Here is a 13,265-nt window from a genome sequence, read left to right on the forward strand (position 1 = left end):
AAGAATAAATTTGTGTTAATCACGTTTAGAAAATAGTCTTGAGTTGAGTTTAATCTATAAAATCCAGGATAGTGAAATTAAATAAAAAAGCAATATTATCAACATTTCTCATGCTATTCATTGGGGTGTGTGCAGTTGCCCAAAAATTCACCACCCATTCTGTAAAGGAAGGGGAGACCTTGGAAAGCATTGCAAAACAATACAAGGTTTCTGAACTTGGAATTTTAAATTATAACAAGGAAGTAAAAAAAGGTCAGGCTATTAAAGCTAACACTATCCTGGTAATTCCCCTTGTTAGTGACATCAATGAGAAAAAAGCTGTAGAACAGAAAACAGAGGTTGGTGTAAGTGACCTATTGGAGAAGCTAGATGGAGAAGGAGAGAATGTAGGTAAGCAAGAGCCTGTTGGATTTATTTCTCATAGGGCAAGAAGGAGGGAAACCTTATATGGAATTGCCAGAAAATACAATGTTACCGAAGATGATATAAAGCGGTACAATAGGGAATTGTATTCAGTGCAATTGAAAAGAGGTATGACTCTGAAGGTTCCTAAATACCGAAAGGCAAAGGAGCCAGAAAATGTTCATGTGGAAGAGAATTATGAGGTGTACACAGTTCAGCCTAAAGAGACCAGATGGAGTATTGCACATAAATATGGAATTACTCAAGACAGTCTTTTAGTCTTAAATCCCGACTTATCTAAAACTACGGATCACTTGGCAAATGGACAGGAATTGTTGGTACCTAAACTAGTAAAAGGAAAGATTAAAGATCAACAAACCCAATTGTATACTTCCTATACTGTTCCTCCAAAACAAACTTTATATAGTTTGCAGAAGAAGTTTGATCTTAGCTCCGAAGAGCTTATGAAGTTAAACCCAGAAATTAAAGAGCGTGGTGGTTTAAAAGAAGGTATGGTTCTTCAAATCCCTGTTAAAACAGCTAATTCTGGTGTGGTTAATACCGAGAACTTTAATTTTTATGAGGTAAAACCAAAGCAAACCGAATTTTCCCTTACTAGGAAATTTGGAGTTACATACAGAGAATTGTTAGATCTGAATCCAGATTTGAAAGATGGTTTGAAAGCTGGGATGGTATTAAAGCTACCAAAAGGTCAGACTGGTAATTTTGATGTGAAAAACGCACTTATTTTAGATAAGATTAATCTGGTAGATAGTATAAATCCTCTTAATAAACCTAAGGTTATGTTCTTACTACCGTTTAGGTTTGATAGATTGGATTTAAATGATACCGAAGGGGTGTCTAATGCTATAAGAAAAAGAAAGGACGTAAAATACAGTCTTGGTTTGTATTCCGGAGCGCTGATGGCAATAGACTCGGTAGCCAAATTAGGAATATCCGTAGACGTAAAAACTTTTGATACAGAACTTAGTTTGAATCGTGCAAGAAGTATAATGCAACAGGAAAATCTAAATGGAGTTTCAGCTATTTTTGGTCCATTAGATCCTGTTTCTCTTAAAGAAGTAGCATTAATAGCAGCGAATTACAACGTTCCTGTAATTGCACCTATGACTGAGGGTAGTGATTTAAGTTTGAGTAATGTATATTTTACTCTTCCTTCTAAGAAGGTGATGAGAGAGCAGTTATTAGATTATATCTCGGATATTAGGACAGATCAAAAAATAATAGTCATTGCCGACTCTAAGAGTAAATCCACTGAAGCATTGTTATTAAGACGATTTCCAGGGGCTAGTACGGTGACTTTAAAAGAAGACAGAACCTTGGATATTAATAGGCTTTCTGCTTTACTATCCGAAACATCTGATAACTATGTGTTTTTGGAGACGGAGCAAGCCACGGTGGTGCATCATGCAGCCTCCTTGCTAAACTCTTTGGTTAGCGGCAAGAAAAAAATTAAGCTGTTAACAACGGATAAAAACTCCGCTTTTGATAATGAAGTGGTCTCTTATTCTCATTTGTCTAATCTAAGATTTACCTACCCTTCTCCTGCGCGTAGATTCGATGGTAAATCCAACTCCTTTACCAAAGCTTATAGTGCTAGGTTTGGATCAGAACCAGATGAGTATGCAATAAGAGGTTTTGATATCACTTATGACTTGCTATTAAAACTTGCCTATAAAAATAACTTGGCAGATGCTTCCAAATTAATTGGTGGTACAGAATATACTGGCAACAAATTTAATTACGCTAAAAATTTTACTTCTGGATATTTTAATACTGCCGCCTATATATTAGAGTATAAAAATATGGAAGTCGTAGAATTAAAAGAAGAATAAAAATGACTTCAAAAGTTACCTATTTAGGAGACCTTAGAACTAGTTGTGAGCATTTGCTATCGGGAAATAGTTTTGTAACAGATGCACCTCTAGATAACCACGGGCTAGGACAGGCTTTTTCACCTACAGATACCATTGCTACAGGATTGGCAAGTTGTATGTTCTCTGTTATGGGAATTAAAGCTAGAAGTCTAGAAGTAGATCTTGTAGACTCTACAGCTGAGGTGACAAAGTTTATGGAGGCAGATCCTAGAAGGATAGTAAGAATTGATGTGAAATTTAAACTGCCTAAAAATATTTCTGAAAAGAACAGGAAAATTTTAGAAAATACCGCAAGGACTTGCCCCGTACACTATAGTCTTCATCCAGATATCGTTAGAAATATATCGTTTCACTGGGAATTTTAAAAGTTATTCTAGTTTTCATCCTTTTGCTGTGTAAACCTTACTTCCACTATTAGCAAATGGATGAAAACTAATCCATAAGAATTATGGTTGTCATGGTTCTTAATTAAAGAATAACTTTCTCTTGGCTTTGATGCTTAGAGTATTTTTTCCTGTTTATTTCCATTAAATTATTCGCTTTTAGAAATAAAAATACGGTAGATGCCGGTTTTTAAGAAACTCCTTCTTTCATTTCTTAAATTTGAAAGGCTATAAATGCAACTCCTAATATACTGCTGCTTACCTATTAAATGCAGCATTTTTATTAAAACGAAATATCTTTTTACTTTGGGACATAAGAATGCTCTTGAACTTGTTTGCTGAGACCTTCAGGTGATTATCGATTTGTAATCGCATTTTTTTATTTTGTTTTTCAAAGGTTTTTTTTATTGTGGGGATTTATAAAATAAAGAAGGTGGTAGATTAAGAAAGGATAAATTCCCTGTAAAATTTATTTCACAATTGGTTGGCTAATCTGAAGGTGGTATATTTGGATATATTATAAATTATGAATGTAGCTCCAGATAAAAGAAAGTTAATCGAATTGGCCCATTACAAGATGCCATTTGGAAAATTTAAAGGGAGGTATCTAGTAGATCTTCCAGAGCCCTATTTAGTGTGGTTTCAGCAGAGTGGATTTCCTACAGGAAAGCTTGGCGATTTGCTTAAATCCATGCTAGAGATTAAAATAAATGGATTGGAAGGGTTAATTCGTAAAATTCAAAAAGATTTTCCAAGGTATTAACTATAAATTGTGATTGCAATTTGTATTTTTGCTCGCGTTAAGAATTCAACCTAACGCTTCATGTCACAAACTAAATATATTTTTGTAACCGGTGGGGTTACCTCATCCCTTGGAAAGGGGATTATTGCGGCCTCTCTTGCCAAATTATTACAAGCAAGAGGTTATAGAACTACGATTCAAAAATTAGATCCATATATCAATGTGGACCCAGGTACCTTAAATCCCTATGAGCATGGGGAATGTTATGTGACCGATGATGGAGCCGAAACCGATTTGGATTTGGGCCATTATGAAAGATTCCTAAATGTTCGTACTTCGCAAGCAAATAACGTTACTACAGGAAGAATCTATCAAAGTGTGATAGAGAAAGAGAGGAGAGGCGAGTTTTTAGGTAAAACCGTCCAGGTGGTGCCTCATATTACTAATGAAATTAAGGAGCGAATTCAGCATTTGGGTAAAACGGGAGATTATGACATCGTTATTACCGAAATTGGCGGTACTGTAGGTGATATAGAATCTTTACCCTATATAGAATCTGTGCGTCAATTGTTATGGGAGTTGGGAGATAACAATGCTATTGTTATTCATCTAACCCTAGTGCCATATCTATCTGCTGCAGGTGAGCTTAAAACGAAACCGACACAGCATTCCGTAAAGACACTGATGGAAAGTGGGATTAAGGCCGACATCCTAGTGTGTAGAACAGAGCATGATCTTTCTGATGATATAAAGGCAAAATTAGCCTTATTCTGTAACGTAAAGCGAGAAGCTGTTATCCAATCGATAGACGCGTCTACTATATATGATGTTCCGATTCTTATGCAAGAAGAGGGCTTGGATACAGTAACCTTGAAAAAATTAAACCTTCCCGATGATGTAGTTCCAGATCTTACTCATTGGAACCAGTTCTTAGAATGGCATAAAAATCCTAAGAACGAAGTTACGGTTGGACTGATAGGAAAATACGTGGAATTACAAGATTCTTATAAATCCATTTTAGAGGCTTTTATACATGCAGGATCTGTAAATCACGTAAAAGTAAAAGTAAAGTTCATTCACTCCGAACATTTAAAAGGGAAAGCATTAGAGAAAAAACTAACAGGACTAGATGGTATTTTGGTAGCACCTGGTTTTGGAGAACGTGGTATAGATGGAAAGATAAAGGCAGTTCAATTTGCACGAGAAAATAAGATTCCATTTTTAGGAATTTGTCTTGGGATGCAAATGGCTGTGATAGAATATGCCAGGAATATATTGAAGTTGGAGGAAGCGAATTCTACTGAGATGGATGAGAATACGCCAGATCCAGTTATCAACATTATGGAAGAGCAAAAAAATATTGAGAATAAAGGCGGTACTATGCGTCTAGGTTCTTGGGATTGTGAATTAACCAAGGATAGCTTAGTCCATAGTATCTATAATGAGGAAAAAGTAATCTCTGAACGCCACAGACATAGATATGAGTTTAACAACAAATATAAGGAGCAGTTAGAAGCTGCAGGAATGGTAGCTACAGGAATAAATAAGGAAACTGGATTGGTTGAGGTAATTGAGATTCCATCTCATCCTTGGTTTCTTGGGGTGCAATATCATCCAGAGTATAAGAGTACCGTAGCTAATCCTCATCCTTTATTTGTTGGATTCATAAAGGCAGCATTAAAGCATCAAGAAGAAGGAAGCACAATAATAGAATAATAATAAGATTATGTTCCAATAGTATATCGATTGCTGTTGGATATATATTTGCAAATTAAAATACTTGTTTCTAGCTGGACAAAAAATTTCTAAATAGTCAAAGGATCAAGTAAAATAATACGATAGATGGAAGAAAAAAAAATGGATATTAATACCATAATTGGCTTTGTGCTGATTTTTGGTATCCTTGTTTTTATGTTTTGGCAAAATCAACCAACTCCAGAAGAGTTGGCTGCGAAAAAAGCTGAACAAGAGCAGGTAGAGGCTGCTAAAGCGGTCCAATCCGAAGCAAGTGAACCTCTTGCTACTGCACCAATTCCTGTAGATGCTAATGACTCTATAGCTGTTGCAAAATATAAAAGCGCAATGGGTGCGTTTGGTTATACTTCGCCTAACGAAGGAACAACGGTCTTAGAAAACGACCTTCTTTATCTGGAAATCAGTAATAAAGGAGGGCAGATCGTAGAGGCCACTATGAAGGATTACGTTACGTACGACTCTATTCCTGTTTATCTTGTAAAAGATAACAATGCTAGTTTTGGTATTTCTTTCTCTACTTCAGATAATAGGGTGTTGCATTCCAAAGATTTATTTTTTGAGCCTTCCCTTACTACCTCTGGAGATACTCAAATATTATCTATGAAAGCCAAGGTGGCTGCAGATAAGTATTTGGAGTATAGATATGAAATGAGACCAGATGAGTATTTGGTTGGATTTCAATTACGTTCACAAGGGTTAAATGGGGTGATTAATAATAGTAACCCAGTAAATTTAGATTGGAAATTAAAAGGAATACGCCACTCTAAAAGTGTGCAGTATGAAAATAGATATACCAGGCTTACCTATAACCATGAAGATGGTAAAATTAGTAAACTCTCTGAAGGAAGTTCTGATGAGGAGTTGGAGAAGGATGTGAAATGGTTATCGTTTAGACAGCATTTCTTTAGTTCCATGCTTACAAATGCGAATAATTTTGAATCTGCTAAATTAAGTTCTATTAATTTGGTTGAAGAAGAAAGTCGTACTCAAGGGTTTACTAAAGAATTTGCTGCTGAAATACCTTTAAAATTAGAAGGCGGAGAATTAGCCTATAACCTAAATTGGTATTACGGACCTACGGATGTAAAAGTTTTGGCTCAATATAAAGAGTTAGGCCTAGATGACTCTATTCCTTTTGGTTGGGGAATCTTCGGGTGGATTAACCGCTATATGTTTACACCGATTTATACTTTCTTAAGTTCCTTCTTCCCCTACGGAATCGCAATTGTAGTTATGACTATTTTAGTGCGTTTGGCAATGTCTCCGGTTACCTATAAGTCTTATTTGTCTCAGGCTAAAATGAAGGTTTTAAAACCTGAAATTACCGAGCTGAATGAGAAGTTTAAGGATAACCCTATGAAGAAGCAGCAGGAAACTATGAAACTTTATAGCAAGGCTGGGGTGAGTCCTATGAGTGGGTGTGTTCCTGCATTATTGCAAATGCCTATTTTCTACGCATTATTTATGTTCTTCCCAACTTCCTTTGCCATGAGGCAAAAGTCGTTCCTATGGGCAGATGACCTTTCTTCCTATGATGCAATCGCGCATTTACCGTTTAGTATTCCATTTTATGGGGATCACGTAAGTTTATTCCCAATTTTGGCTTCTGTAGCTATATTCTTTTATATGATGATGACTACAGGACAAAATATGCAGACCCAACCGGGAATGCCTAATATGAAGTTTATATTGTATCTATCTCCGCTAATGATGTTGTTTTTCTTTAACAACTATGCAAGTGGATTGAGTTTGTACTACTTTGTGTCTAACCTTATTACCATCTTTATAATGTTAGCAATTAAGAACTTTATCCTTGATGAGGATAAGATTCATGCTCAAATTCAGGAGAATAAAAAGAAACCTAAAAAGGAAAGTAAGTTCCAAAGAAAGATGAGGGAAATGATGGAACAGGCCGAAGAACAAAAAAAGCTAGGGAAGAAATAATTTACTATTCCTTTAAAAAGCAAAAGCTCCCATTTTCCAATACTTAGTTGGATTTTGGGAGCTTTTTGGTTTAGTTTGGTAACATTTGGGACTGTAAAGATTCACATTAAATACAGTTCCTCAAACTAATAGTTGTAAAGGGATTCTTTTTGTAGGTTAACCTAGGGGCTTTTGATGTTTGGCTCAATTTTTGGGAAATCATTAGAATTATATTTTAAGGCAGCCAATTGGCAATTTTGTATTTTTGCATAATAATTAAAGGTGATGAAAAAGGTAGTAGTAGGACTTTCAGGTGGAGTAGATTCTAGCGTAACCGCATATCTCTTAAAAGAACAAGGATATGAGGTGATCGGGCTTTTTATGAAAAATTGGCACGACGATTCGGTTACTATCTCTAATGAATGTCCTTGGTTAGAGGACAGTAATGATGCTCTTATAGTGGCTGAAAAATTGGGAATCCCTTTTCAGACAGTCGACTTAAGTGCTCAGTATAAGGAGCGTATTGTAGATTATATGTTCCGTGAATATGAAATGGGAAGAACCCCAAACCCAGATGTACTGTGCAATAGAGAAATTAAGTTTGATGTGTTTATGAAAATTGCCATGCAACTAGGTGCCGACTATGTTGCTACGGGGCATTATTGCAGAAAGGGGACTATAATTAATGAAGACGGATCGGAAACCTATCAGCTATTGGCCGGTGCCGATGCTAATAAGGACCAATCCTATTTCTTATGTCAGCTTTCTCAAGAACAACTGGCAAAAACCCTTTTCCCTATCGGAGAGCTACAGAAATCTGAAGTAAGACAGATTGCAGCAGAAAATGAATTGATTACCGCCGATAAAAAAGATTCACAAGGACTTTGTTTTATTGGAAAAGTAAGGTTGCCAGAATTTTTACAACAAAAACTAAGTCCTAAAAAAGGTGTTATTGTAGAGGTGCCTTCAGTATTGCCACAATTAAATAATGAAACTCCCAAGTTTAATTCCAAATTGGAGGAGCTAACTTTTTATGCTCAAAAACCAGTTTATCAGGTATCCGATGGTAAGGTAGTGGGCGAACACCAAGGAGCACATTATTTTACAAAAGGACAACGAAAAGGACTAGATGTAGGTGGAACTAAGGAACCTTTATTTGTCATAGAAACTGATGTGGAAGAGAACGTTATTTATACAGGGCAAGGTAAGAGTCACCCTGGACTATATAGAAAAACACTCTTTGTAAACCTAGAGGAGCTTCATTGGGTGCGTACAGATATGGCTTTGAAGGTGGACCAATCTATGGAGGTTATGGCTAGAATCCGTTACCGTCAGCCTCTACAGAAAGCCACGCTATACAGAGTAGATTCCGGTTTATATGTAGATTTTGAGGAAAAACAGTCCGCTATGACAGAGGGGCAGTTTGTAGCTTGGTATATTGGTGAAGAATTAGTAGGTTCGGGGGTAATATCTTAATAGTCCATAACTTTTTCATCTAATGATGAATTCTTTGGACAGTTATGTTATGAGATTTTACCGTTTCAAACGGATTTAATTTACAAGGTTATTTATTCCAAAATTCGGGCAATTAATGCAGAACAGAATCACTACGCTTTTTAATATATCCTATCCTATAATTCAGGCAGGTATGGTCTGGGCCAGCGGCTGGCGATTAGCCTCTGCAGTTTCTAATGCAGGTGGTTTGGGAGTCATTGGCGCTGGGTCTATGTACCCCGAAGTGCTTAGGGAGCATATTCTTAAATGTAAGCAGGCTACAGACAAGCCTTTTGCCGTAAACGTGCCTATGTTATATCCAGATATTGATAAGCACATGGATATTATTGTGGAGCTAGGGGTAAAAATTGTTTTCACTTCGGCAGGAAATCCCAAAACCTGGACTAAGTTTTTAAAGGATAAAGGCATTACTGTAGTGCATGTAGTTAGTAGTGTAAAGTTTGCTCTAAAAGCAGAAGAAGCTGGGGTAGACGCCATTGTTGCAGAAGGGTTTGAAGCAGGAGGTCACAATGGAAGGGACGAAACTACTACACTAACGCTAATACCTGCTGTTAAGGAGAAAATAAACATACCTATTATTGCTGCTGGCGGAATCGCTACAGGAAAATCAATGTTGGCAGCTATGGTATTAGGAGCCGATGGGGTTCAGGTAGGTAGTAGGTTTGTGGCTAGTGATGAGGCTTCATCTCATCCCGATTTTAAACAAAAAGTAGTAGAAGCCGGTGAAGGAGCTACCAAGTTGACCTTAAAGGAACTTGCCCCCGTGAGAATGCTTAAAAATAAGTTTTTTCACGATATTCAAGATGCATATGCTAAGGGGGCTACCGTAGAGGATCTTAAAACTTTATTGGGACGTGCTAGAGCGAAACGTGGAATGTTTGAAGGAGATATGGAAGAAGGAGAATTAGAAATCGGCCAAGTAGCAGCTATCATTCACGATATAAGACCAGCGGCAACTATTGTTCAGGATATGATTACTGAATTTAGAGAGGCGCAAAAAGAAGTTGCTAAGTTTTAAAAAGCTATCAAATAACTACCTTATAGATTTATTGCAAAACGCGTATGGTCACCAACATCTGACCAATATGGCGCTGACTGTGTTCTGCAGCATGAAATAAGAGACCGAGAACTGTAGAGGGCAATTTTTTACGACCTACCGTTCGGGTCATAGTAAGTTCAGATTCTGGTAATTGTTTGAACATATATAGTGCTTGCTCTACCTTTTTATCAAAATGCCCTACTAAATCGGAAACCCTTATGCTAGGATTTGGTTCTCCTTCCTGTTTTAAGTATTCAAATTGTTGCTCGGAAAGTGACTTCTCCTGAGTATAGGTCATCATCCGATCTAAGACCCCTGTTAAATGCTGCATATGAAACCCTACTGAAGCACAGCCCGAAGGTTTTTCCCATAGGAGGTTATCCGGAAAATTGGCTGTATAATGTGTTAATTCCTTTCTAGATTGCAATAAGGCATGGGCTGCAGGTTGCAATAGGGGAGGTATCCCTTCAATAGGACCTCGTAACCAATATTCAGGTTCTGTTGGAGTAATCATTTTGGCAATAGGTTTTATTCCGAATCAGTAATTGCCGAAATCCGATCTACTACGGATTTAGCCTTTTCGACTTCCTCACTTTGAACATAGATTTCTTGAACTCCCTGCATGGCTGAAGGAAAACCTGCTAATCGTCCAGATTCCGACTCGTCTTTTATAACGGGTGTTATGCCAATTTCTATTAGTTCTGCTTTAATCCTATTTGAAATAAGAAAGTTTCCAGAAAATATTTTTATATAATCCTTGTCCATAGTTTCCAGTTTTAATGTTCACTTAAAGTTAACAAATAATAAGAAACAGTATACGCAATTATCAATTTATAATTATTAGGAATTACAGGGTAGATAGGAGGATCTATTTTTCAGTTTTAAGGAGGTCAATATCTTTCATCAATCGTTTCACTTCTTCATCAAGAGTGCCATTGTAAATTCCCCTAATCTGTTTTTGCTTATCTACTAAAACAAAATTTGGGGTGTGGATAAAATCTTGAAATCCGCCATCTCCTTCATCCACTGCCGCAAAAAAGCTTTTTCGTGCCAAATCGTAAATATGCTTTTTATCCCCTGTAGTAATATTCCATTTGGGTTGGACTGCTCCATTTTTACTAGCATATTCTCGTAATACAGGTACACTATCTAATACTGGAGTTACAGAAAGGGAAAGTAGCTTTACTTCATTGTCTTCTAAAAAGAAATTTTGCAACTTATTCATATTATTGGTCATAATAGGGCAAATACTAGGGCAGCGAGTAAAGAAGAAATCTGCCACATAAATTTTATTCTGATAATCTAGGTGGGTAATGCTATCTCCATTTTGATTGATAAGACTAAAATTGGCCACAACATGATTAATAGAATCCCTTTGTTTGCTAAGATCCACTAATTCTGAGTTGAAGTCTGTGGGATTGTAGATGGGGAGTTGATTCTTTTCCGCTGTTAAATTTTTACTTATATAAACAAGTAGTATTGCAATAATTAATATTGTTATACTACTTGCAAACCTCCTGTTTCCCATGCTTTTCGTCTTAATTAGCTCATTAAAAATAAACTTCTATAACATTATCATATTTAAAGTACAGAGCTGTTAATAGTTAAGTCGGCATACTGCCATGCGGCATCAAATTCTTTTTTTATGTCATTGGCTTCTTCCATTTTGTTCTGTGCCTTTAAACTGTGGTACAATCCAATAAGGGACCACCCGTTTTGGCGAAGTGCATTTAGATCTTCTTTATAGCGCATCTCTGCTTCTTCATATTTTTCGGCTTTCAATAAGACTGCGCCTAAGCTTTGTCGTACAGGGATATGCCAAGGAGCAGGTTCGCTATAAATTAATTGATCCTCAAAGTTCACCCCTTTGTTTAAATGTTCTATTGCCTTAGTTAGATTTCCTTCGGCAGCGGCAAGTTCACCGGCTACCACTTCGTAGGCCACTTTAGCTATAATAGAAGAGGGGTTGGTATAATTAGCAATGATTTTTTCTAGTTCGGGGTTGTTCCGCATTTTATTAAGTGCATCTAATTCTTCTTTAGCTTCTTTTAAGTTGTTTTTTCTTATAAAAGCGATGCCACGTGTGTAATGCCAAATAAGTTTAAGGTGCGAATATTGATCCCCAGGATAAGGAGTAGTTAAAATATCATTCCATTTTCCAAATCGGGTATACGCTAAAAGTGGGGTGGAAGCGAAATCTTGTAAAAAATGTAAGTTTTCTAACTCCCCAACGGGGACTTTTTCGGTGGTTTTTTTAGCTGCGTCAATTGCAGTTTCGCTATCTCCCAATAAGCTGGCAGCTGACCATAAGAAGTGAAGGTTATGTGGGTAGTAGCCTAGGGGATACATTCCTTGAGCATAACATTGTGAAATATAATCTTCATCTGCTAAAATCGCCGCTTTATTGACTTCTACGGCATCTTTATATCTGCCAACACGGATATAAATATGAGAAGGCATGTGTACAATATGGCCTGCTGCTGGCATTAATGATCCCAACCTATCTGCACTTGGAACGGCAAGATCTGGATGTGGAAGCTCTACCATATGGATGTAGTAGTGATGTGCCCCAGGGTGATTAGGATTCAGCTTCATGGCATATTCCAAGGCTGCTTTTCCCTTTGGGGTATTGGTAGCAGGGTAGCCCTCACTATCCCAGTAGTTCCACGGAGTAGTATTCATTATTGCTTCGGCATACATAGTTTGTACGTCTGCATCTTCTGGAAAATTATCTGCCACATCTGCCATAGCATTCATATAGGCTATATTGAGTTCCGCAATATCAGCTGATAAATCATTACTGTATCTATGTGTTAATGCGGCTATTAAGGCTTGTTCTTTTGGAGAAGCACTAGCAGCTAGTTTTTTAGCCTTCAATAGTGCCTCGTACGATCTTATTTTTCGCTCATCATTTGGTAAAGCATCATTAATGTTGGGGCCTAATACATAAGCCTGCCCCCAATAAGTCATAGCCGATTTTGGATCTAGTCTACTTGCTTCCATAAAAGAACGGTGCGCCTCTGCATGGTTAAATGCATAAGCCAACTTTAGCCCCTGATTAAAGAAGGTCTGTGCTTTCTCTACTTTGGTGCTTATGCCAAAATGGTGATTTCCTAGGTTTTCAAATAAAGGTGATATCTGTTGTGTAGTATCTACATTGCTCAGCATAAATTTTGCTACCGTACATTTCATAAAATATAAAGAAGCTTGTTGAGGCTTAGCGATTTCCATAGTTCCTTCATTTGTTGTTTTGGGCTGGGTCATTAAAATGAATAAAGAAATACATAGAACGAAGATTACGATTAGTTGTACGGACTTTGTTTTCATCGGATTATATTTAGTGGTTAATGGAGGTTGTATGCTTCTTATAAGGGAACCTTTTACGCTATTTTAAACAGTTGGTAAATCCCCGTTTTCCAGCCTAAATTGTCTGCTAGAGTTCAGTATTTAATATCTATGTTACTATTCTGTTACCTACTGTACCTAATTGGTCAAGTGCTTTTATAGAAATGGGACACTGTAATGTGGCAGAACGATTAAACTGAATTATGCCCACTATTATTTGGTTTCACAATTGAATTTCTATAATTGACGCCCATATAATAGTA

The 13,265-nt window shown here is 36.9% G+C and carries 11 protein-coding genes; 7 read left to right on the plus strand and 4 right to left on the minus strand.

All coding sequences use genetic code 11. The features are described 5' to 3' along the window. The first annotated feature begins 71 nt into the window (after positions 1–71). The 7 genes from H344_RS0106925 to H344_RS0106955 all read left to right on the plus strand — a co-directional run bounded on the left by H344_RS0106925 (position 72) and on the right by H344_RS0106955 (position 9,636). On the plus strand, positions 72–2,258 hold the full coding sequence (locus tag H344_RS0106925; protein WP_240484956.1) for a LysM peptidoglycan-binding domain-containing protein: 2,187 nt from the start codon (positions 72–74) through the stop codon (positions 2,256–2,258). Between the two features lie 2 nt (positions 2,259–2,260). Continuing rightward, positions 2,261–2,665: an OsmC family protein gene (locus H344_RS0106930; RefSeq protein ID WP_026809651.1), complete on the plus strand. Its 405-nt coding sequence runs from the start codon at positions 2,261–2,263 to the stop codon at positions 2,663–2,665. Between the two features lie 544 nt (positions 2,666–3,209). Beyond that, a complete protein-coding gene (locus H344_RS0106935) occupies positions 3,210–3,446 on the plus strand; it encodes a DUF3820 family protein (protein ID WP_026809652.1) in 237 nt (78 codons plus the stop codon). A 60-nt stretch (positions 3,447–3,506) separates the two neighbouring features. Beyond that, positions 3,507–5,141, plus strand: a complete 1,635-nt coding sequence (locus H344_RS0106940) for a CTP synthase (RefSeq protein WP_026809653.1) — start codon at positions 3,507–3,509, stop codon at positions 5,139–5,141. A gap of 126 nt (positions 5,142–5,267) precedes the next feature. Continuing rightward, positions 5,268–7,124, plus strand: coding sequence for a membrane protein insertase YidC (yidC, locus tag H344_RS0106945; protein WP_026809654.1), 1,857 nt, complete (start codon positions 5,268–5,270; stop codon positions 7,122–7,124). A 264-nt stretch (positions 7,125–7,388) separates the two neighbouring features. Beyond that, on the plus strand, positions 7,389–8,579 hold the full coding sequence (mnmA, locus tag H344_RS0106950) for a tRNA 2-thiouridine(34) synthase MnmA (RefSeq protein WP_026809655.1): 1,191 nt from the start codon (positions 7,389–7,391) through the stop codon (positions 8,577–8,579). A gap of 115 nt (positions 8,580–8,694) precedes the next feature. Further along, positions 8,695–9,636 carry an NAD(P)H-dependent flavin oxidoreductase gene (locus tag H344_RS0106955; protein ID WP_026809656.1) on the plus strand — a complete coding sequence of 314 codons (942 nt, stop codon included), beginning with the start codon at positions 8,695–8,697 and terminating at the stop codon, positions 9,634–9,636. 28 nt (positions 9,637–9,664) lie between these two features. On the opposite strand, the gene H344_RS0106960 is transcribed toward H344_RS0106955, so the two are convergent. From H344_RS0106960 to H344_RS0106975, 4 genes are all read right to left on the minus strand, one after another. Further along, positions 9,665–10,171, minus strand: coding sequence for a DinB family protein (locus tag H344_RS0106960; protein WP_026809657.1), 507 nt, complete (start codon positions 10,169–10,171; stop codon positions 9,665–9,667). A gap of 14 nt (positions 10,172–10,185) precedes the next feature. After that, positions 10,186–10,422, minus strand: coding sequence for a putative signal transducing protein (locus H344_RS0106965; RefSeq protein WP_026809658.1), 237 nt, complete (start codon positions 10,420–10,422; stop codon positions 10,186–10,188). 103 nt (positions 10,423–10,525) lie between these two features. Next, positions 10,526–11,185 carry an SCO family protein gene (locus tag H344_RS0106970; RefSeq protein ID WP_026809659.1) on the minus strand — a complete coding sequence of 220 codons (660 nt, stop codon included), beginning with the start codon at positions 11,183–11,185 and terminating at the stop codon, positions 10,526–10,528. 53 nt (positions 11,186–11,238) lie between these two features. Further along, positions 11,239–12,984 carry a tetratricopeptide repeat protein gene (locus tag H344_RS0106975; RefSeq protein WP_026809660.1) on the minus strand — a complete coding sequence of 582 codons (1,746 nt, stop codon included), beginning with the start codon at positions 12,982–12,984 and terminating at the stop codon, positions 11,239–11,241. Positions 12,985–13,265 lie beyond the last annotated feature (281 nt).

The sequence above is a fragment of the Arenibacter latericius DSM 15913 genome, from assembly GCF_000424985.1.
Classification (GTDB): Bacteria; Bacteroidota; Bacteroidia; order Flavobacteriales; family Flavobacteriaceae; genus Arenibacter; species Arenibacter latericius.

What these genes read in the sequence shown, in the direction of transcription:
- H344_RS0106930 (WP_026809651.1), top strand. Translation starts at nt 2,261, where the DNA reads ATGACTTCAAAAGTTACCTATTTAGGAGACCTTAGAACTAGTTGTGAG.
- H344_RS0106935 (WP_026809652.1), top strand. Translation starts at nt 3,210, where the DNA reads ATGAATGTAGCTCCAGATAAAAGAAAGTTAATCGAATTGGCCCATTAC.
- H344_RS0106940 (WP_026809653.1), top strand. Translation starts at nt 3,507, where the DNA reads ATGTCACAAACTAAATATATTTTTGTAACCGGTGGGGTTACCTCATCC.
- yidC (WP_026809654.1), top strand. Translation starts at nt 5,268, where the DNA reads ATGGAAGAAAAAAAAATGGATATTAATACCATAATTGGCTTTGTGCTG.
- mnmA (WP_026809655.1), top strand. Translation starts at nt 7,389, where the DNA reads ATGAAAAAGGTAGTAGTAGGACTTTCAGGTGGAGTAGATTCTAGCGTA.
- H344_RS0106955 (WP_026809656.1), top strand. Translation starts at nt 8,695, where the DNA reads ATGCAGAACAGAATCACTACGCTTTTTAATATATCCTATCCTATAATT.
- H344_RS0106960 (WP_026809657.1), bottom strand. Translation starts at nt 10,171, where the DNA reads ATGATTACTCCAACAGAACCTGAATATTGGTTACGAGGTCCTATTGAA.
- H344_RS0106965 (WP_026809658.1), bottom strand. Translation starts at nt 10,422, where the DNA reads ATGGACAAGGATTATATAAAAATATTTTCTGGAAACTTTCTTATTTCA.
- H344_RS0106970 (WP_026809659.1), bottom strand. Translation starts at nt 11,185, where the DNA reads ATGGGAAACAGGAGGTTTGCAAGTAGTATAACAATATTAATTATTGCA.
- H344_RS0106975 (WP_026809660.1), bottom strand. Translation starts at nt 12,984, where the DNA reads ATGAAAACAAAGTCCGTACAACTAATCGTAATCTTCGTTCTATGTATT.